The 18,716-nt window shown below is 68.0% G+C and carries 17 protein-coding genes, 1 other RNA gene and 1 riboswitch; of the genes, 9 read left to right on the top strand and 9 right to left on the bottom strand.

Going from position 1 to position 18,716, the window contains the following annotated elements:
- Window positions 1-37 precede the first annotated feature (37 nt).
- A complete protein-coding gene (locus tag MKD38_RS07365) occupies window positions 38-1,930 on the bottom strand; it encodes a TonB-dependent receptor domain-containing protein (protein ID WP_252675455.1) in 1,893 nt (630 codons plus the stop codon).
- A 74-nt stretch (window positions 1,931-2,004) separates the two neighbouring features.
- Window positions 2,005-2,298: riboswitch (cobalamin riboswitch) on the bottom strand.
- A gap of 210 nt (window positions 2,299-2,508) precedes the next feature.
- On the opposite strand from MKD38_RS07365, the gene MKD38_RS07360 reads away from it, so the two are divergent.
- From MKD38_RS07360 to MKD38_RS07335, 6 genes are all read left to right on the top strand, one after another.
- Entirely contained in the window at window positions 2,509-2,829 is a 321-nt protein-coding gene (locus MKD38_RS07360) for a hypothetical protein (RefSeq protein WP_115704455.1), read from the top strand.
- On the top strand, window positions 2,826-3,158 hold the full coding sequence (locus MKD38_RS07355; RefSeq protein ID WP_115704457.1) for a cell division protein ZapA: 333 nt from the start codon (window positions 2,826-2,828) through the stop codon (window positions 3,156-3,158). Before MKD38_RS07360 ends, MKD38_RS07355 begins: the two co-directional genes overlap by 4 nt.
- Window positions 3,159-3,393: 235 nt before the next feature.
- A non-coding RNA gene (gene ssrS, locus MKD38_RS07350) (6S RNA) lies at window positions 3,394-3,611 on the top strand.
- A 94-nt stretch (window positions 3,612-3,705) separates the two neighbouring features.
- Complete coding sequence (locus MKD38_RS07345; RefSeq protein ID WP_371925651.1) at window positions 3,706-4,188, top strand: EVE domain-containing protein; 483 nt, start codon at window positions 3,706-3,708, stop codon at window positions 4,186-4,188.
- 75 nt (window positions 4,189-4,263) lie between these two features.
- Window positions 4,264-5,088, top strand: coding sequence for a sulfite exporter TauE/SafE family protein (locus MKD38_RS07340; RefSeq protein ID WP_252675454.1), 825 nt, complete (start codon window positions 4,264-4,266; stop codon window positions 5,086-5,088).
- A gap of 133 nt (window positions 5,089-5,221) precedes the next feature.
- Window positions 5,222-5,920, top strand: coding sequence for an SIMPL domain-containing protein (locus MKD38_RS07335; RefSeq protein WP_252675453.1), 699 nt, complete (start codon window positions 5,222-5,224; stop codon window positions 5,918-5,920).
- A 93-nt stretch (window positions 5,921-6,013) separates the two neighbouring features.
- On the opposite strand, the gene MKD38_RS07330 is transcribed toward MKD38_RS07335, so the two are convergent.
- The 5 genes from MKD38_RS07330 to MKD38_RS07310 form a co-directional block, all read right to left on the bottom strand.
- Window positions 6,014-7,567 (bottom strand): malonate--CoA ligase, encoded by a 1,554-nt coding sequence (locus tag MKD38_RS07330; RefSeq protein ID WP_252675452.1) that lies wholly within the window; start codon window positions 7,565-7,567, stop codon window positions 6,014-6,016.
- Window positions 7,568-7,636: 69 nt separating this feature from the next.
- Window positions 7,637-8,419: an enoyl-CoA hydratase/isomerase family protein gene (locus MKD38_RS07325; protein WP_252675451.1), complete on the bottom strand. Its 783-nt coding sequence runs from the start codon at window positions 8,417-8,419 to the stop codon at window positions 7,637-7,639.
- 39 nt (window positions 8,420-8,458) lie between these two features.
- Entirely contained in the window at window positions 8,459-9,469 is a 1,011-nt protein-coding gene (locus MKD38_RS07320) for a Bug family tripartite tricarboxylate transporter substrate binding protein (protein WP_252675450.1), read from the bottom strand.
- A gap of 165 nt (window positions 9,470-9,634) precedes the next feature.
- On the bottom strand, window positions 9,635-11,068 hold the full coding sequence (locus MKD38_RS07315) for a malonyl-CoA decarboxylase domain-containing protein (protein WP_252675449.1): 1,434 nt from the start codon (window positions 11,066-11,068) through the stop codon (window positions 9,635-9,637).
- A gap of 70 nt (window positions 11,069-11,138) precedes the next feature.
- A complete protein-coding gene (locus tag MKD38_RS07310; protein ID WP_252675448.1) occupies window positions 11,139-11,888 on the bottom strand; it encodes a GntR family transcriptional regulator in 750 nt (249 codons plus the stop codon).
- 778 nt (window positions 11,889-12,666) lie between these two features.
- Between MKD38_RS07310 and MKD38_RS07305 the strand changes: the two genes are divergently transcribed.
- Together MKD38_RS07305 and MKD38_RS07300 are read left to right on the top strand one after the other, a co-directional pair.
- On the top strand, window positions 12,667-13,755 hold the full coding sequence (locus MKD38_RS07305; RefSeq protein WP_252675447.1) for a YjgN family protein: 1,089 nt from the start codon (window positions 12,667-12,669) through the stop codon (window positions 13,753-13,755).
- A 6-nt stretch (window positions 13,756-13,761) separates the two neighbouring features.
- Window positions 13,762-14,781: a M48 family metallopeptidase gene (locus tag MKD38_RS07300; RefSeq protein WP_252675446.1), complete on the top strand. Its 1,020-nt coding sequence runs from the start codon at window positions 13,762-13,764 to the stop codon at window positions 14,779-14,781.
- A gap of 21 nt (window positions 14,782-14,802) precedes the next feature.
- On the opposite strand, the gene lgt is transcribed toward MKD38_RS07300, so the two are convergent.
- On the bottom strand, window positions 14,803-15,621 hold the full coding sequence (gene lgt, locus MKD38_RS07295) for a prolipoprotein diacylglyceryl transferase (protein WP_252675445.1): 819 nt from the start codon (window positions 15,619-15,621) through the stop codon (window positions 14,803-14,805).
- Between the two features lie 298 nt (window positions 15,622-15,919).
- On the opposite strand from lgt, the gene ilvD reads away from it, so the two are divergent.
- Window positions 15,920-17,593, top strand: coding sequence for a dihydroxy-acid dehydratase (gene ilvD, locus MKD38_RS07290; protein WP_252675444.1), 1,674 nt, complete (start codon window positions 15,920-15,922; stop codon window positions 17,591-17,593).
- A 154-nt stretch (window positions 17,594-17,747) separates the two neighbouring features.
- Here ilvD and MKD38_RS07285 read toward each other — a convergent pair whose 3' ends face one another.
- Both MKD38_RS07285 and MKD38_RS07280 read right to left on the bottom strand, forming a co-directional pair.
- Window positions 17,748-18,260 (bottom strand): DUF2486 family protein, encoded by a 513-nt coding sequence (locus MKD38_RS07285; RefSeq protein ID WP_252675443.1) that lies wholly within the window; start codon window positions 18,258-18,260, stop codon window positions 17,748-17,750.
- A complete protein-coding gene (locus tag MKD38_RS07280; RefSeq protein WP_252675442.1) occupies window positions 18,257-18,691 on the bottom strand; it encodes a DNA polymerase III subunit chi in 435 nt (144 codons plus the stop codon). Before MKD38_RS07280 ends, MKD38_RS07285 begins: the two co-directional genes overlap by 4 nt.
- Window positions 18,692-18,716: the final 25 nt, after the last annotated feature.

The following is an 18,716-nucleotide window of genomic DNA, read 5'->3' as shown; positions in this document are numbered from 1 at the left end:
CTCACGCATGGGACTCACACATGGCGCGCCCGCGCACTCATCGCTGGCGCCAGCCCAGCGTGATGAAGCCCGCGCGCCCCTGCGTGTTGTAGGGGTAGGCGAGCTGGTAGTCCTTGTCGAACAGGTTTTCGACGCGGGCGGCGATGAACCATTGCTTGTCGATGTTGTAGCGGGCGGTGAGGTTGACGATACCGTATCCGCCCAGCCGGCGCGAGCCGGCATCCATGCGCGACGACGACAGCAGCCATTCGCCGCCGAAGCGCCAGTTGCCGACATTGCGGCCCACGTCCAGCGCGGCATGGCGGCGCGCACGGCGCAGCAGCTGGGTGTTGGTCTGCTCGTCGACCGGGTTCTGGAAGGTCACGCTGGCGCCGAGGTCGGTGCCGTAGACGCTGGCGCGCCACGAGGCCTCGATGCCCTGCACCTTGGCCTGGTTGACGTTCTGCGCCAGGAACATGCCGTTGGGCTGCTGCGCCGACACGATCAGGTCGTGGTAGCGCGTCTCGAACGCGGTCACGCGCAGCAGGCCGGCGCCGGCGGTGGTGTACTGCACGCCGGCCTCGACCGACTTGGCACGCTCGGGCTGCAGGTTGGGCTGGCCGAAGTTGGGGTAGTACAGCTCGTTGAAGGTCGGCGCGCGGAAGGCATTGCTGACGCTGGCGATCAGCTTGAAGGCATCGGTCAGGTTGTAGCCGTAGCCGGCGAAGAAGCTGCCCTGGTTGCCGAAGTCGGAATAATGGTCGTTGCGCGCGTTGAGCTGCAGCTGGTGCTTGCCGAAGCGACCGTCATAGCCGCCGAACACCGAGAACACATTGCGCGTCGGCGCGCCGTAGGCGCTCGAGTCCAGCTCCTGCTGCAGGTAGTCGGTGCCGAACAGCAGCGTGTGGCCGGCGGCCAGCGCGTACTCGTTCTGCCAGTTGAACTGGCGGTTGCGGGTATTGAAGGTGCCGTTGGGCCTGCCGTTGAGGAAGGTATCGCTGCGGTCCTCGCTCTGCGACAGCTTGAAATGCGTGGTCCAGTCCGCGCCCAGCTTGCCGTTGACGAAGGCCGACAGCGTGTACAGCTCGCTGTCGGTGCGGTTGTCGTCGGTGGGGCGGCCGAAGGCGCTGTCGAACGACAGCTTGCTCTTCGAGTAGTAGCCGGTGATGCCCGCATCCCAGTTGGGCGTGAAGCGGTGCTTCACCTGGCCCGACACGCTCTGGTTCTCGTACGGGTTGTCGTTGGGGTTGGCGCGCGGCGCCTGCTTGGTATTGATCGACGAGAAGCCGTCGGTCTTGAACGCCGAGCCGGTCAGGTTGAACGAGGTGTCGCCGACCTGGCCGCCATAGCCGACCGTGCCCTGGCGCGTATTGTTGCTGCCGTACTCGAGCGCGGCATTGGCCGCCGGGGCCTGGCCCGCGCCGCTCTTGGTGAAGATCTGCACCACGCCGCCGATCGCGTCCGAGCCGTAAAGCGCCGAGACGTTGCCGCGCACCACCTCGATGCGGTCGATCTGGTCCGGCAGGATATTGGCCAGCTGCGCGGTGCCGCTGCTGGCCGACGACACCCGCACGCCATCGATCAGGATCAGGGTCTGGTTGGAGTTGGCGCCGCGCATGAACAGCGAGGTATTGCTGCCCATGCCGCCGTTGGTCGCGAACTCGACGCCGGCCTGGCTGCGCAGCAGCGTGCGCAGGTCCGGTGCCTGCGCATTGACGATGTCCTGCTGCGTGACCACCGTGGTGTGCGGCAGCGCCTCGGTAATCGACTGCGCGGTGCGGGTGGAAGTGACCACCACCGGCGCGAGCTGCGCGGTGCGGCTGTCCGCCGCCTGCGCGGAAGCGGTACCGGGAACGAGGGTGAACGAGGCCATGGCCGCCAGGATGGCGGGCACGGACGGACGCACCGCCGGGCTTGCCGGGCGGGTCGACCTGTGAAGCGATGAACGCATGATGCAGGACTGGGTAGGAACGGCCGGGCCCGTTCCCCCGCGGGCCATATGGCGATGAGGCGTGCCGCGCACGGGCGGCAGCCCGCGTTCAGGCCGGTATCCGGGCTGGCGACACGGAACCGGCGCCTTCCCGAACCCTGCGGTTCAGTGGCGTGTGGCCGGTCCTGCGGGCATGTGGCCTGGCATCCGATGACGTATCGGGCCTTGCCAGCAATGGGGCTGGCGCATGCGCACCGCGGTCGCTTACCGTTGCGGGGGCAGCACAGGTTGGCCGGTCCGGCGCGCAGCCAGCCCGGCTCCCTGTTTCCCGTTGAACTGCCCCTTCGCCAGGGACGAAAAGGGCGAGCACCTGGAACGTGCGCGAGTCTATGGCGTTTCGCCCCCCGCGTCAACGCGACGACCCCACCGCGCGCATGGCCCGCGTGGTAGCGTTTTGTCACACTCTCGCGGCGTCTTGGGTGCAGAAGCCTGCAACTTCCATGCGGGCGGCCGGTCACAAACCTTTCCTCCGCATTGTGCATGCCGGCGCATCGGCTAGAATCGCGATACCTGACACTACTCCCATCATGACAGGCCCTATGCTCACCGAACTCGAACAACTGGCCGCCAAGATCGGGCGCGTGCTGCACCATGCGGACACCCTGGCGGCGGAGAACCAGCGGCTGCGCGACGAGATCGCACGGCTGGAGGGCGAAGCCGCGCAGTTGCGCGGCGAGCGCGAGGCCATGGCCGCCGACCGCGAACTGCTCAATATCAAGATCGAGGAAGCGCAGCTGCGCATCCAGTCCATCCTTGACAAGCTGCCGACCGCCAGCGACACGCGCCAGCTCGACCTGCTCGGCGAAGAGGCCGTGGCGCAGGGCGCCGACACGCACAAGGCCCCCGGAGAACACGCATGAGCAACAAGCAAGTCGAAGTCAACATCGCCGGCCAGGCCTACCGCTTCGCCATCGCGCCCGAGAACGAGGCCGCGCTGCTCGAGGCCGTGGCCCTGGTCGACACGCAGATGAACAAGCTGCGCAGCGGCAGCGCGGCCAAGGGCGTCGAGCGCGTGGCGGTGATGGCCGCCATCAGCATTGCCTCGGACCTGTTATCGATGCAGCGCAAGCAGCAGGCCGAAGGCGCGATCCCGGTCGATGCCATCCGCGCGCGCATCCGCGAACTGAACGACCGCGCCGACGAAGCGCTGCGGCAATATGCCCACGTGGGCACCGGTACGCGCGGCTGAGCGGCATTGGTGGGATGTGCTGCGGATGCCGCGCTGCTGCGCAAAATGTAACGACACGCGCAAGCGCACTTGGTATGCCCAACAACGCGGTGTATAGTGTAGCCAGACTGCACGAGGCACCACAGAAGTGCAGCTGACAGGTCAGGTTATCGCGCCTGGCCGCCGTTTTCATCCCATCCTTGTTAGAAACGGCAAACGTCTGACATCCAGCACGTGGACAGTCAGACGTTTGACAGTTTCCCTGCCTGGTTCGTGAGGGTCATAAACTCCTTGAACCGATATGCATTGCATGGTGCGGGATTATGTCGCGTGGGCGAGCGCGTCGTCGCATTCATAGTCCGGGCCTGGCCTGGACTCCCTGAGTGGATGATGTACCCGAAATGCGACTTCCGCAGCCACTCTGAACCTCACTTGGGTTCAGGATGCCGACCCAGCGGCCGAGGCGGGGACCCCCTAAAAGGCGGTGGTTTTCTGAACCATCGCCTTTTTTCTTGCCTGCACGCTTGCCCGTGTCGTTCGCGCGGGCCTTCCTTTCCTGAGCAGCGCCGTGAGCCCTAACCAGAACCAACGCGCCCGCCAGTACTGGCTGATGAAATCAGAACCCGACGAGGCCAGCATCGACGACCTCGCCCGGGAACGGACGCTGCCGTGGACCGGCGTGCGCAACTACCAGGCGCGCAACTTCATGCGCGACGCCATGCAGGTGGGCGACGGCGTGCTGTTCTACCACTCGTCGTGCCCCGAGCCCGGCATTGCCGGACTGGCCGAGGTCTGCTCCGCGCCTTACCCCGACCCCACCCAGTTCGACCGCAAGAGCCCGTATTTCGACGCCGCCTCCAGGGCCGACGCACCACGCTGGCTGCTGGTCGACGTGCGCTTCGAACGCAAGAGCCGCCTGATTCCGCTGGCCGAGCTGCGCGAGCATGAAGCGCTGGCCGACATGGTGGTGCTCCGGCGCGGCAACCGGCTCTCGATCACGCCGGTGACACCGGCGGAATGGCGCTATATCACCGGCAAGCTGATGGACTGACCGGCTGAGCGCTGCCGCACCGAACCAGGCCTTGCGCGGCAAGGCTGACGACAATAACAACGACTTGCTGACACGATGCCGTTCGACAACCTGCCGGTGCTGATCCCCGCCCTGCTCGCGCTGGGCGCCTTCACCGGCTTCTGCGCCGGCCTGCTCGGCGTGGGCGGCGGCATGATGATGGTGCCGTTCCTGACGCTGCTGTTCACCAGCCTGGGCTTTGCCGGCGAAGCCATCGTCCATATGGCAATCGCCACCTCGATGGGCACCATCCTGTTCACCTCGCTGTCGTCCGTGCGCGCGCACCACCAGCGCGGCGCGGTGCGCTGGCCGATCGTGCTGGCGCTGGCGCCCGGCATCGTGATCGGCGGCATGGTCGGCGGCGGCAAGGTCTTCGCGGCGCTGAAGACCAGCTGGCTGTCGCTGGCGTTCGCGGGCTTCGTCGGTTTCTCGGCGCTGCAGATGCTGCGCAACCGCCGGCCCAAGCCGGGGCGCCAGTTGCCGGGCTTTGCCGGCATGGCCGGCGCGGGCGGCGTGATCGGCTTCCTGTCTAGCCTGGTGGGCGCGGGCGGCGCCTTTGTCTCGGTGCCGTTCATGACCTGGTGCAATGTGCCGATCCACAACGCGGTGGCGACCTCGGCCGCGCTCGGCTTCCCCATCGCCGCGGCCAGCGTGGCGGGCTATATCTGGAGCGGCTGGCACGCGCCCGGACTGCCGGCGGCTTCGCTCGGCTATCTCTACCTGCCCGCGCTGCTGGTGATCGCCGCGGCCAGCGTGCTGACCGCGCCGCTGGGCGCGCGCACCGCGCACCGCATGGATGTGGGCCAGCTGCGCAAGGTCTTCGCCGTGCTGCTGCTGTGCCTGGCCACGTATATGTTGTGGAAGGCCTGGCAGGCCTTCTGACGATCCGCGTCACCCGCACGGGGGAAGAAAGAATTCCCGCGCGGCGCCACCGCAACAATCGTTTGCAATGTCGCGGAACGATCGCCCTCGCGGCCACGTCTGATACCCATCACGTTTTGATTGGGAGAACCGCATGAAACAATGGCTCGCCGCCACCCTGCTCGGCACCACCGCCGTCGTCGCCTCGGCCCACGGCGGTCCCACCGAAACGCCGTCGGGCGTGCTGTCGCTGACCGCGCAGGCCGTCACCGAAGTGCCGACCGATATCGTGCACCTGACGCTGGCCGCGGAGCAGGAAGGCGCGGAACCGGCGGCGATTTCCTCGGCCTTGTCGACCCGGACCCAGACGGTCATCACGCAGGCGCGCCGCGTACAGGGCGTGACCGCCGAATCCGGCGGCTTCACCATCCACCCCAGCACCGACCGCAACGGCCGCATCAGCACCTGGCGCGGGCGCTCGGAGGTCATCCTGAAGTCGCGCGATTTCTCGGCGGTGTCCAAGCTCGCGGGCGAACTGACCAGCCAGATGCAGGTGCAGAACATCGCCTTCTCACTGTCGCGCGAAGCGCGCGAGGCGGCCGAGGCCAAGCTCGCCGAACAGGCCATCGCCTCGTTCCGCAGCAAGGCGCAGGCCACCACCAAGCTGTTCGGCTACAACAGCTACACCATCCGCGAAGTCAGCGTGAACGAGACCGGCATGGTGCCGCCGGTGCCGCGCATGTACGGCGCCGCCAAGGCCATGATGGCTGACGCCGCGGTGCCGGTACCGGTCGAAGGCGGCAAGACCCAGGTCACGGTGTCGGTGAATGGGTCGGTGCAGATGCTGAAGTAAAGATACTGGAATAAGCGAGACCGCCAGCCTTGCGACTGCGTACTCCCTCTCCCGCTTGCGGGAGAGGGAGCAAACCCAGCTTTCTGCGGTTCCTCACAGCGCCGCAAACTTCTCCCGCAGCACGTTCTTCTGCACCTTGCCCATGGTGTTGCGCGGCAGCTCGTCCACCACGTGCACGCGCTTGGGCACCTTGAAGTTGGCGATGCGGCCCTTGAGGGTGCCGATCAGCGCGCCCTCGTCGATGTCCGCACCGGGCTTGCGCACCACCACCGCCACCACCGCCTCGCCGAAATCCGCGTGCGGCACGCCGATCACGGCGCTCTCCGCCACGCCCGGCATCTCGTCGATAAAGCTCTCGATTTCCTTCGGGTAGACGTTGTAGCCGCCCGAGATGATCAGGTCCTTGCTGCGCCCGACGATGGTCAGGTAGTGGTCCGGCACGGCGCGCTCGCCGGCCTGGCTGACGATGGCGCCACCGAAGCGGCCGACGTCGCCGGTCTTGAACCAGCCGTCGTCGGTGAACTCTTCCCGGGTTTTTTCCGGCATGCGCCAGTAGCCCTTGAACACGTTCGGGCCCTGCACCTCGACGTTGCCGATCTCGCCCGGCGCGCAGCGCTTGCCGTCGCCGTCGACCACGCGCACCGACACGCCCGGCAGCGGCATGCCGACGGTGCCGCCGATGCGCTCGCCCAGCGCCGGATCATAGGGGTTGGACACCAGCATCACGGTCTCGCTCATGCCGTAGCGTTCCAGGATGGTATGGCCGGTGCGCTCGCGGAAGGCGTCGAAGGTTTCCAGCAGCAGCGGCGCCGAACCCGAGACGAACAGGCGCATGCGGCGGCAGGTGTCGTCGTCGAAGCGCGGCTCCTGCAGCATGCGTACGTAGTAGGTCGGCACGCCCATCATCACGGTGCAGCGCGGCAGGAATTTCAGCACTTGCGCCATGTCCAGCCTGGGCGCCCAGATCATCTTGGCACCGGCCAGCAGCGCGCCATGCGAGGCGACGAACAGGCCGTGCACATGGAAGATCGGCAGCATGTGCAGCAGCACGTCGTCGCTGCGCCAGCCCCAGAAATCGTGCAGCGTCTGCGCGTTGGAGGCCAGGTTGCCGTGGCTCAGCATCGCGCCCTTGCTGCGGCCGGTGGTGCCGGAGGTATAGAGGATGGCGGCGAGGTCATCGTCGGCGCGCGCCACCGTCTCGAAGGTGTCGGGCTTGCCCGCCGCGCGCGACAGCAGCGAGCCGCTGCGGTCGTCGTCCAGCGTAAACACATGGTTCACGCCGTGGCGGAACGCGACCTTGGAGACCCAGCCGAAGTTCTTGCTGCTGCAGACCACCACCGACGGCTCGGCATTGCCGACGAAGTAATCGATCTCGGCCTCCTGGTAGGCCGTGTTCAGCGGCAGGTAGACGTAGCCGGCACGCAGCGTGGCCAGGTACAGGAACAGCGCTTCGGGCGATTTTTCCACCTGCACCGCCACGCGCGCCCCTTCGGGCAGGTGCAGCGAAGCCAGCAGGTTGGCCAGCTTGGCGGTGGCGCGGTCAAGGTCGTCCCAGCTGTAGTACAGGCCGTCGTGCGTCTCGATGCAGCAGGCGGTACGGTCAGCGGGGAAGCGGGATTCGAACAGGGCGAACAGGTTGGCGTTCATGGCAGGAAGCGAACGAAAGGCTGAAAAAGCGAAGACATCGATGATGGGAAGCAGTGCCGTCGGCGCGCCCTACTCCCCGCGGAACTGTGGTGGCCGGCGCGCCAGGAAGGCCGCGACACCTTCCGCGTGGTCCGCGCCTTCGGCATAGGCGAAATGCGCGTCCAGCTCGGCCGGCGACAGCGGCGCCGGCGACGGTGCCAGCCGGTGGATGGTGGCCTTGTTGATGCGCGCCGCGGCGGGCGCCCCCGCGGCGATGCGGCGCACCGTGGCGTCGACTTCGGCGGCCAGCGCGGCGGGCTCGACCACGCGGGTCAGCAGGCCTTTGTCACGCGCCTCGGCGGCATCGAAAACGCGGCCCTCGAGCAGGATCTCCAGCGCCGCGGCCCGGCCGGCCAGCGCCAGCAGGCCGTGCAGCTCGCCGGGCGCCATCGGGAAGCCCAGCCGGTTGATCGGCACGCCGAAGCGGCTGTCCGACGCGGCGATGCGCAGGTCGCAATGGCAGGCGATTTCCAGCCCGCCGCCCACGCACACGCCTTCGATCATCGCCACGGTGGGATGCGTGCATTGCGCCACCGCCGCCAGCGCGGGCGCGATGGTGGCCATGTGATAGTGGCGCACCGCCGCCTCGTCGCCGCGCTCGGCGGGAAACTCGGCAATGTCGGCCCCGGCGGCAAAGTTGCCGTCGGCGCCGCGCACCACCACGCAGCGCAGCGAAGTATCAGACGACAGGCGCGCAAAGCCCGCCGCCAGCTCGCGCCACATCTGGGCGGAAATGGCGTTGAGCTTGCCCGCGTGCGCCAGCGTCACGGTGGCGGTGGTGCCCTGCGTGGCAAAGCGCACGGTGCCGCTCATGGGCGCATCCCCCGGCTTCGGATCGGCATGGGCATGGCGTCAGTCCATCTTGGCGCCGGACTGCTGCACCACCTGGGCCCAGCGGCGAATCTCGGCGTGCTGGAACTGGCCGAACTGTTCCGGCGTGAACGCCGGCGTTTCCGAGCCGTTGTTCAGCCAGACCTGCTTCAGCTCCGGCGTGTTCAGCGCCTTCTCGGTCTCGGCGTAGAGGCGGTCGACGATCTCTTTGGGCGTGCCCTTGGGCACCCACATCGCGTACCAGGTCGAGACCTCATAGTTAGGCACGCCGGCCTCGGCCGCGGTCGGCACGTTGGGGAAGGCGGGCGAGCGCTTGTTCGACGCCACCGCCAGCGCCTTGATACGGCCCGCGCGGATATGCTGCGCCGACGAGCCAAGCCCGTCGAACATCAGGTCGACCTGGCCCGCGATCAGGTCGGACAGTGCCGGGCCGGCGCCCTTGTACGGGATATGGGTGATGAAGGTCTTGGTCTGGATCTTGAACAGCTCGCCCGCCAGGTGGTGCGACGAGCCGTTGCCGGCCGAGCCGTAGTTGAGCTTGCCGGGATTGGCGCGGGCGTAGGCGATCAGCTCCTGCAGCGTGTTGGCCTTGACGCGGTTGGGATTGACCACCACCACCTGCGGCGGCTGCGCGATCACCGTGACCGGAATGAAGTCCTTCTCGATGTCGTAGTCCAGCTTCTTGTAGAACGACGGCGCGATGGCGTGGTGGGCACCGCCGATAAATACGGTGTAGCCGTCCGGCGCGGCCTTGGACGCGAGGCTGGCGCCGACCGTGCCGCCGGCGCCGCCGCGGTTGTCGATCACGAACTGCTTGCCGAGCTGCTTGGAGAGCTGTGCGGTCAGCGGGCGCGCGAAGGCGTCGGTGCCGCCGCCGGCGGGGAACGGCACGATCACGGTGACCGGCTTGGACGGCCAGGTATCTGCGTGCGCGGGGGCGGCGAGCATGGCGCCGGCACCGATGCCGGCCACGCCAAGGACCAGGGCCGCTGCGCGCGCGCAGGCGGCCAGGCTGAACTGACGACGATTCATCTTTGTCTCCTCTCTCTTCTGGAAAGTCAATCTGATGGCCGCGCGCGCCCGCATGGGCACTGCGCGGCTGGCTTTGCTTCTACGACGTGGCTCCCGACAAAACGACGCGGCGCGCGCGGCGCCGCGAGTACGAGGGCAAGGGCGATTCCCGTGACCGGACCAGGATCACAGCAGCTTCCCGACGCTGCGGCTGATGCGCGGGTTGCCTGCGCCCAGGCGTGCCAGATTGTCATCCAGCGCCTCGGGCACGTAAAGGTAATTGACCATCATGCCGCAGCTCTGGCTGCGGCCCTTGCGCGACAGGTCGGCGCCCCAGTTGAGCCGTTCCACGCAGGCGCCGTTGCCGAGGTGGAAACGCGCCACCGGGTCGGCCGGCATCGACTGGTTGCGTTCGCGCACCAGGAAATGCGCGGCCAGGGTCAGCGCGGTGTCGCGCACCACGGCATCGGCGGCATCCGGTGCCAGCGCCTCCAGCCACGCCGCGCCGTCGGCGGGCGCGTTGCCGTGGCGCTCGCTCCAGCGCGCCAGCCGCTTGTCGCCCAGCACGCGCGCCACGGCGTCGCCGTCCTGCTTGCGCAGCCAGTCGGCAAAGCCGGGGATCGGCGACAGCGTGGCGAACTGCTTCACCTTGGGGAATTCACGCTGCACTTCCTCGATCACGCGCTTGAGCAGGAAGTTGCCGAAGCTGACGCCGCGCAGCCCCGCCTGCGTATTGCTGATCGAATAGAAGATCGCCCACTTGACGCGGCGCAGGTCTTCCAGCGGCGCGGCTTCGTCCAGCAGGGTATGGACGTCGGCGGCCATCTCGGGGGCAAAGGCCACCTCGACGAAGATCAGCGGCTCGCGCGGGATGCGCGGGTGGAAGAAGGCATAGCAGCGGCGGTCGGAATCGAGCCGGTTGCGCAGGTCGGTCCACGAGGCGATCTCGTGCACGGCCTCGTATCGGATCAGCTTTTCCAGCAGCGACGCGGGCGAGTCCCAGGTGATCGGCTGCAGTTCGAGCAGGCCGACGTCGAACCAGTTGGAGAACAAGGCCTCGAGGTCGTCGTCGAGCGGGCGCAGCCCGGGCATGCGGCGCTGCCAGCGCAGCATGTCGGCGCGCAGCTGGATCAGGAAGTGCAGGCCGCAGGCGCTGTTGCCGCGCTGGCCATGCAGCGCGGCCAGCCGCTTGAAGAAACGGATGCGGGCGTTGGACTGGGCCTGGCCCGCGCGCGCGCCCTTGTCGCCATCGGCCGCGGCGTCTTCGCTGCCGCTGCTGGCCACTTCGGCCAGCACCGCCAGCATGCCGCGCCGCGTGGCCTCGCCGGCGGCTTCGTATTCGGCCTGCCAGGCCTGCGCGGCGGCATTGGCGGCGCCGTCGGTCAGGCGCGCATCGAAGCACAGGCGCAGTTGCTCGCGCTGGCGGCGCACCACCCGCGCCGGCAGCGGCGCCTCGCCATCGGCCGGCGTGGCGGCCCTGGCATCGCCATTGGCCTTGGCGTCGCCCTCGCCCTTGCGCCCCCACCAGCGGCCCAGCCGCGACAGGATATTGGAGCTGGACGGCTCGCTGTCGCCCAGCGGCGCGCTGATCTTCTGGTCACCCGTATCGAAGGAGTTCATGCGGTACCTGCCTTGATGCATCGATGTGAACGTGGGAGAAAACGCTGACTGGCGTGGCGGTGTGCGGGAGTTAGTCTTCGGCGCCCGCCACGCGCAAGGCCGGCGGGGCGCGCACGGCCGCCTTTGCGTCGGTTACGTCGGTTACGTCGGTTAAGTCCTGCGCCATTGCGGCGCCGCCGGCATCGAGCGCCTGCAGCGCGCCGCGCTGGCGCAGCAAGTGGGTCTTCATCATGGCTTCGGCGCCTTCCGGGTCGCGCGCCTTGAGCGCGGCAAACACGCTCAGGTGCTCGGCGCAGGATTCGTGGATCCGCCCCGGCAGCTTCAGGCTCTTGTGGCGCGACAGCCGCAGCACCTTGCGCAGGTCGCTGATCAGCCCGCTCAGCCAGCGGTTGCCCGCCAGCCGCTGGATCGCTTCATGGATCTGGGCGTTGGTCTCGTAGTAGGCGTCGATATCGCCGGCCTGCGCATAGCGCGCCAGGTCGGCATGCAGGCCGTCGAGCGCGTCGAGGTCGGCGCGGGTGGCGTTGCGCGCGGCCTCATAGGCGCAGCGCCCTTCCAGCAGCGCCATCAGCGGAAAGATCTCGTCCAGGTCCTGCTCGGACAGTTCATTGACGAAACAGCCGCGGCGCGGCTCCAGCCGCACCAGGCCTTCGGCGGCAAGCACCTTGAGCGCCTCGCGCAGCGGCGTGCGCGAGATGCCCAGCGTTTCGGCCATCGCGCTTTCGTCGATCCATGCGCCCGGCACCAGCGTATGCGCGTCGATCATGGCGCGCAGCCGGTCTGCCACTTCCAGGTACAGCGCCTGCTGGACGATGCGCATGCCACCTCCTGTATCGCACGGAGGATCCAATGGCGTGTGCACCGGATCCCATAATTCATAATTATGGATTAGGGCGCGAACGATACAAGGACTTTCGATGGTGCGCCGCAAGATCGGGCGCGCAGAATTGAGCAGGAATGATGTGGTGAGGTGCGGCGGGCGTCCCTTGCCTCCCCGCAAGGAAACGCCCGCGCCTGAAAAGAACTGCCGTACTGCGTGATTCATCGCTGGCGGATACGAATGCATCCGTCGCGTGGGTCCATGGATTGACCTGGCGCTGGCCCTGCGCCACCCCTGTTGCAAACGCGCCAACGCGCGTGGATTTTCCCGTGCCCTTTGATCCGTGCAGCGCGGCTAGCGTAACTCTCGACCCGAAGAGCCGTACTCCCCCCTGGCACTGCCGTTGGCGGCTGTGGCTCGCCGCTCATCTTGTAACAATGACGCTAGCGATTTACGTGCCAGTCGGGCTAAGCCCTTGATTTTATGGATGGCACCGAATCGAAATTTGTTACAGGATGAGATCAGTGTAACAGGATGTTTCCAAAGTGTTACGAGGGTTTTCCCATGGTGGGGACCATGCGGCATAGGCTGGCGGCAGGCATCCATGCAATTTGTGCCGTTAGCGATATTTATCGGTGTCAGAATGTGAGGCCGTCGCCGCAATTGCCCGAATAGCCATCGTTGCGTATTTGAAACAGGCGCTGGTCACCGCGGGTTCCCCCGACTGTATCCCGCCGGTTTCGCTGTATCCATCGCACCTCACTCTGGAGCTCACGCCATGCAAGCTGGCAGCGATTTCACCCTGGCCGCGACATCGGCCGAACCGGCAACGCCCGCCGGCCCACGCGCTGCCGCGCTGCGGCCGCTGGGGCTGAGTTTCACCGGGTCGGGCTCCGAGTATTTCCGTATCTGGATCGTCAATGCGCTGCTGACCATCGTCACCCTGGGCATCTATTCCGCCTGGGCCAAGGTGCGCACGCTGCAGTACTTCTATCGCAATACGCGGCTGGACGGCGCCAGCTTCGACTACCACGGCAAGCCGTCGGCGATCCTGAAAGGCCGGGCCATCGTGTTCGGGCTGGTGCTCGCGTTCCAGTTCGCGTCGACCTTCTCGCCCTTCCTCGCGCTGGCGATGCTGCTGGTGCTGCTGGCGGTGTTCCCGTTGCTGCTGGTGCGCTCGCTGCGCTTCCGCATGGCCAACTCCAGCTACCGCGGACTGCGCTTCGGCTTTACCGGCGGCGATGCCGAGGCCTACCGGGTATTCGTGCTGTGGCCGCTGGCGGCGGTGGCCACGCTGGGCTTGCTGGGGCCGGTGGCGCACCAGCGCTTCAAGCGCTACCAGCACAACCACACCCGCTTCGGCACCGCACCGTTCGGCTTCCACGCCGGCGCGGGCGATTTCTACCGGGCCTACCTGCGCGCCTTCGGCGTGGTACTGGCGGCCACGCTGGTGATGGCCGTGGCCGGCTTCGTGATGGCGCCGGGGATCGGCAATTTCGGGGCGGCGGCGCTGCTGGGCTTCGGCATCGCCGGCTTCTACCTGGGCATGCTGGCGGTCAGCCCCTACCTGATGGCGCGGCTGCAGAATGTGGTGTGGAGCCACACCACGCTGGCGCCGCACGCGTTCCGCAGCGAGGTCAGCGCCGCGCGCATGGTTTTCATCTTCGTCACCAACCTGATTGCGATCGCACTGACGCTTGGCCTGTTCCTGCCATTCGCGCGCGTGCGCGCCACGCGCTACCGGCTGCAGTGCGTGACCATGCTCGCGGCCGGTCCGCTCGACAGCTTCGTCGCCGGCGAGGCCCAGCAGGTGGGCGCGCTGGGCGACGCGGCGGTAGACTGGTACGACATCGACATCGCGCTCTGACGCGCCATGATCCCGGTCACCTTCTTCGACGGCCGCTCGTCGCGCGCGCATCCGGCCACGCTGGCCGTGGAGGCGCAGCAGGCCGTGCTGCGCGACGCCGACGGCGCCGAATTGCGGCGCGCGCCGCTGTCGCAGCTGCGCGTGTCGGAACGCGTGCGCCGCGCGCCGCGGCTGGTCACCTTCGCCGACGGCGCCTTCTGCGAGGTCACCGACCATGCCGCCTTCGACCAGTTGCTGTCCGTCACCGGCCACCGCGACGGCCTGGTGGCGCGCGCGCAGAACAGCTGGCGTCTGGCCGGCGTGGCCGTGGCAGCGCTGGCGGCGGTGCTGGTGCTGGGCTACTACGTCTTGCTGCCGTGGGGCGCGGGCATGATGGCACGCGCGGTGCCGGCCGAACTGGAGGCCCGGCTCGGCCAGCTGACGCTGGAGAGCCTTGACCATGGCATGCTCGCGCCGACGCAGCTGCCGGCGGCCGAGCAGGCGAAGATCCGCGCCGGCTTCGCGGCGCTGCGGCGCCCGCGCGACGCCGCGCACGACTACCAGGTCGTGTTCCGCCAGGGCGGCGAAATCGGCGCCAATGCGCTGGCCTTGCCGGGCGGCACCATCATCGTCACCGACGAGCTGGTCGGCCTGACGGGCACCGGCGCCGGCTTGATGGGGGTGCTGGCCCACGAAGCCGGCCACGTGGCACGCCGCCACGGGCTGCAGCACGTGATCCAGGGCTCGGCCCTGGCGGCGCTGTCGGCCTACCTGTTCGGCGATATCTCGTCGGTGCTGGCGGGCGTGCCGGCCGCCATGCTGACCTTGCGCTATTCGCGCGACCACGAGCGCGAGGCCGATGCCTATGCCATCGACGTCATGCAGCGCAACGGGCTGCCACCGGCGGCACTGGCCGACGTGCTGGTGGCGCTGGAGCAGCGCGAGGGCAAGCCCGACGAAACGCAGGCCGGGCGTGGCGAAGACTTCCTGTCGACGCACCCGCACACGCAGGCGCGCATCGACGCGCTGCGCCGTGCCGGCCGCTAGCGCGCGCTGGGCAGGCGGGGCTCAGGCCGCCGGCTGCGGCGCGCCGGCGCCGGGCTGGCGGCGGTAGGCCCAGATCACCATGGCGATGCCCGCCAGGATCATCGGCAGGCTCAGCCACTGGCCCATCGACAGCTTCAGCGCCAGCAGGCCCAGGAAGTTGTCGGGCTCGCGCGCGAATTCCGCGGCGAAGCGGAACGCGCCGTAGCCGATCAGAAACACGCCCGACACCGCGCCCATTGGCCGCGGCTTGCGCGCGAACAGCCACAGGATGATGAACAGCGCCACGCCCTCGCCGGCAAACTGGTAGAGCTGCGACGGATGGCGCGGGATATTGTCGCCGGCCTGCGGAAAGATCATGCCCCACGGCAAATCGGTGGCGCGGCCCCACAGCTCGCCGTTGATGAAGTTGCCGATGCGCCCGGCGGCCAGCCCGCAGGGGATCATCGGCGCGATGAAGTCGGTCACTTCCATCCAGTGGCGCCGGCGCAGCCGGCCGAACAGCCACATCGCCACCACCACGCCGAGGAAGCCGCCATGGAAGGCCATGCCGCCCTCCCATACCTTGAAGACCTCCATCGGATGCGACAGGTAGTACGACGGCTTGTAGAACAGCACGTAGCCGAGACGCCCGCCCAGGATCACGCCCAGCACGCCGAAGAACAGCATGTCGTCGAGGTCGCGCGTGGTCCAGCCCTTGGCGGCGATATGCGGCTGGCGGATGCGCAGGCGCCCGAACCACAGGAACATGACGAACCCGGCCAGGTACATCAGCCCGTACCAGCGGATCGCAAGCGGGCCCAGGTGAATGGCAACCGGGTCGAACTGGGGATGAATCAGCATGTTGGCGTGAATGGTGGTTGTGGGGCAGCGGCGGCGCCAGCCGTGCGGCGCCAGGTAAGACGCCCAGGTGCGGCGAAGGTTGCACGGCAATGCCAACGCCTGGTCCGCGCACGCATCGTAGCCCGTAATGATGTCACAAATCCCCGTGGCGCCCCGCGAGACGGACCCCGGGGCCAGCGCCCGCCAGAGCCCGAACAATCCATTTGACACGCCAAAACGCACGCGTCATTCTTGCCCCATCACAGCGCCCGCCGCGTGCCCGCGGCGGCATAGAACAAGGATTCCGGAGACCCCCACCATGGCATTCAACAAGCGCTCCCGGCACATCACGCAAGGCGTGGCGCGTTCCCCCAATCGCTCGATGTACTACGCGCTCGGCTATCAGAAGGAGGACTTCGACAAGCCGATGGTGGGCATCGCCAATGGCCATTCGACCATCACGCCGTGCAATGCCGGCCTGCAGCGCCTGGCCGACGCGGCCATCGACGCGATCCGGGCCGCCGGTGCCAACCCGCAGGTGTTCGGCACGCCCACCATCTCCGACGGCATGTCGATGGGCACCGAGGGCATGAAGTACTCGCTGATCTCGCGCGAGGTCATCGCCGACTGCATCGAGACCGCGGCGCAGGGCCAGTGGATGGACGGCGTGGTGGTGATCGGCGGCTGCGACAAGAACATGCCGGGCGGCATGATCGCGCTGGCACGCACCAACGTGCCGGGTATCTACGTCTACGGCGGCACCATCAAGCCGGGACACTGGAAGGGCAAGGACCTGACCATCGTGTCGTCGTTCGAGGCCGTGGGCGAGTTCACCGCGGGGCGCATGAGCGAGGAAGACTTCGAAGGGGTGGAACGGAACGCGTGCCCGTCCACCGGCTCGTGCGGCGGCATGTACACCGCCAACACCATGAGCTCGTCGTTCGAGGCGCTGGGCATGTCGCTGCTGTATTCGTCGACCATGGCCAACCCGGACCAGGAAAAGGTCGACAGCGCCGCCGCATCGGCGCGCGTGCTGGTCGAGGCCGTCAAGCGCGACCTCAAGCCGCGCGACATCATCACGCGCGAGTCGATCGAGAACGCGGTGGCGCTGATCATGGCCACCGGCGGCTCCACCAACGCGGTGCTGCACTACCTGGCGATCGCGCATGCCGCCGAGGTGGAATGGACCATCGACGACTTCGAGCGCATCCGCCGCAAGGTGCCGGTACTCTGCAACCTCAAGCCTTCGGGCCAGTACGTGGCGACCGACCTGCACCGCGCCGGCGGCATCCCGCAGGTGATGAAGATTCTGCTCAAGGCCGGCCTGCTGCACGGCGACTGCATCACCATCACCGGCCGCACCCTGGCCGAGGAGCTCGAGCACGTGCCCGACGCCCCGCGCGCCGACCAGGACGTGATCCTGCCGATCGAGCGCGCGCTCTACGCCGAGGGCCACCTGGCCATCCTCAAGGGCAACCTCGCCGAGGAAGGCGCGGTCGCCAAGATCACGGGACTGAAGAACCCGGTCATCACCGGCCCGGCGCGCGTGTTCGAGGACGAGCAGAGCGCGATGGACGCGATCCTGGCCGACCGCATCCACGCCGGCGACATCCTGGTGCTGCGCTACCTGGGCCCCAAGGGCGGCCCCGGCATGCCGGAGATGCTGGCGCCGACCTCGGCCATCATCGGCAAGGGCCTGGGCGAGTCGGTTGGCTTTATCACCGATGGCCGCTTCTCGGGCGGCACCTGGGGCATGGTGGTCGGCCACGTCGCGCCGGAGGCGTACGTCGGCGGCATCATCGCGCTGGTGCATGAGGGCGACTCGATCACCATCGACGCGCACCAGTTGCTGCTGCAACTGAACGTATCGGACGAAGAACTGGCCCGGCGCCGCGCCAGCTGGAAGGCACCGGCGCCGCGCTATACACGCGGGGTGCTGGCGAAGTTTGCGCGGCTCGCATCGACGGCGAGCAAGGGGGCGGTGACGGACTGAGGCGTCTTGCATGCCGGCGGTCTGCTCCCCTCTCCCGCTTGCGGGAGAGGGGCCGGGGGAGAGGGCCGGCGCACGCAAGAACGACGGCATTCACTTCGTGGAAGCTCCTGCCCTCTCCCCCGCCCCTCTCCCAGAGGGAGAGGGGAGAAAACCATCAATCCTCCCCCGGCGCCTTCTCCATCTCCTCCAGCGTCGCGTCCAGCCACTCCACCAGCCGCGCTTCCAGCGACTGGGTCAGTTCGCTGGCCAGCTGCGCCGTCAGCGGCGCGAGCCGCGACTGCAGCGTGGCTTCGGTGTGGGCCGCGACCACCTGGGGCCATTCGGTGCGAAAGCGCATCATCACGCGGCTCAGCAGCTCGGTGCGCACCGCGCGCAGGTCATCGTCGCCGGTGTCGGTGGCGGTGTCCGTCTGCGCTGCGGGCTGGGCCGGCACGATCGCGTCGTCCAGCGCGGCGTCGCCGGTGTCGCCGACCTGCATCACCATGCCGGCCTCGTCCATGCCAAAGGTGTCGATCACCCCGTCGTCCGCCGCCGCGCCCGCCTGGGCCGGCGCTTCGGTGTCGGCTTCAGTGTCGGCATCAGGCAGGTCGACGACCTCGGTCAGCAGCGGGATGCTGTCGTGCGGTTCCGGCCGCGGGATCACCCGCGAGGTGGTGCGTTCGCTCATGCGGCGTCTCCCTTGGGCTGGCCGATGTCATGGTGCGTCAGCGGATAGCCGCGTTCGCGGTAGAAGCGGTAGCGCTGGCGGCCAGCCTCGCGCGCGGCGTCGCCGGCGCCGACCACCTCGATCAGCCGCTCGAAGCTGGCAAACTGCGCCGGCGCCTGCTCAGCCAGGTTGATCAGCAGCTGGTGGTGTGGCACGCCCTCGATGGTGGCGGCCAGCAGGATCGGGGTCACCGCCGCGTTCGGGCTATCCAGCCCGCAGTGCGGCAGGAAGTCCAGCGCGGAGAAGGTCCACAGGCGCGCGTCGAGGTCCGCCAGCTGTGACGGCGCGCCGTGGATCACCACCTTCTGCCCGGCGCCATAGGCCTTGCGGACCAGCCGGCAGACATAGCCGAGTACGTCCGGCACGTTGCTGTGGAAGTCGATGCGCGTCATGGACGGTTGTTGCTCCTGCTCCGTT

The organism is Cupriavidus sp. WGlv3, from assembly GCF_023952475.1.
Classification (GTDB): Bacteria; Pseudomonadota; Gammaproteobacteria; order Burkholderiales; family Burkholderiaceae; genus Cupriavidus; species Cupriavidus phytorum.
Note: the sequence above shows the minus strand (reverse complement) of the source record. Positions and strands in the feature narration are given on the sequence as shown.

Bases quoted from the DNA above. Each gene is read 5' to 3' on its own strand.
- MKD38_RS07365 (WP_252675455.1), bottom strand. From the start codon at position 1,930: ATGCGTTCATCGCTTCACAGGTCGACCCGCCCGGCAAGCCCGGCGGTG.
- MKD38_RS07360 (WP_115704455.1), top strand. From the start codon at position 2,509: ATGCTCACCGAACTCGAACAACTGGCCGCCAAGATCGGGCGCGTGCTG.
- MKD38_RS07355 (WP_115704457.1), top strand. From the start codon at position 2,826: ATGAGCAACAAGCAAGTCGAAGTCAACATCGCCGGCCAGGCCTACCGC.
- MKD38_RS07340 (WP_252675454.1), top strand. From the start codon at position 4,264: ATGCCGTTCGACAACCTGCCGGTGCTGATCCCCGCCCTGCTCGCGCTG.
- MKD38_RS07335 (WP_252675453.1), top strand. From the start codon at position 5,222: ATGAAACAATGGCTCGCCGCCACCCTGCTCGGCACCACCGCCGTCGTC.
- MKD38_RS07330 (WP_252675452.1), bottom strand. From the start codon at position 7,567: ATGAACGCCAACCTGTTCGCCCTGTTCGAATCCCGCTTCCCCGCTGAC.
- MKD38_RS07325 (WP_252675451.1), bottom strand. From the start codon at position 8,419: ATGAGCGGCACCGTGCGCTTTGCCACGCAGGGCACCACCGCCACCGTG.
- MKD38_RS07320 (WP_252675450.1), bottom strand. From the start codon at position 9,469: ATGAATCGTCGTCAGTTCAGCCTGGCCGCCTGCGCGCGCGCAGCGGCC.
- MKD38_RS07315 (WP_252675449.1), bottom strand. From the start codon at position 11,068: ATGAACTCCTTCGATACGGGTGACCAGAAGATCAGCGCGCCGCTGGGC.
- MKD38_RS07310 (WP_252675448.1), bottom strand. From the start codon at position 11,888: ATGCGCATCGTCCAGCAGGCGCTGTACCTGGAAGTGGCAGACCGGCTG.
- MKD38_RS07305 (WP_252675447.1), top strand. From the start codon at position 12,667: ATGCAAGCTGGCAGCGATTTCACCCTGGCCGCGACATCGGCCGAACCG.
- MKD38_RS07300 (WP_252675446.1), top strand. From the start codon at position 13,762: ATGATCCCGGTCACCTTCTTCGACGGCCGCTCGTCGCGCGCGCATCCG.
- lgt (WP_252675445.1), bottom strand. From the start codon at position 15,621: ATGCTGATTCATCCCCAGTTCGACCCGGTTGCCATTCACCTGGGCCCG.
- ilvD (WP_252675444.1), top strand. From the start codon at position 15,920: ATGGCATTCAACAAGCGCTCCCGGCACATCACGCAAGGCGTGGCGCGT.
- MKD38_RS07285 (WP_252675443.1), bottom strand. From the start codon at position 18,260: ATGAGCGAACGCACCACCTCGCGGGTGATCCCGCGGCCGGAACCGCAC.
- MKD38_RS07280 (WP_252675442.1), bottom strand. From the start codon at position 18,691: ATGACGCGCATCGACTTCCACAGCAACGTGCCGGACGTACTCGGCTAT.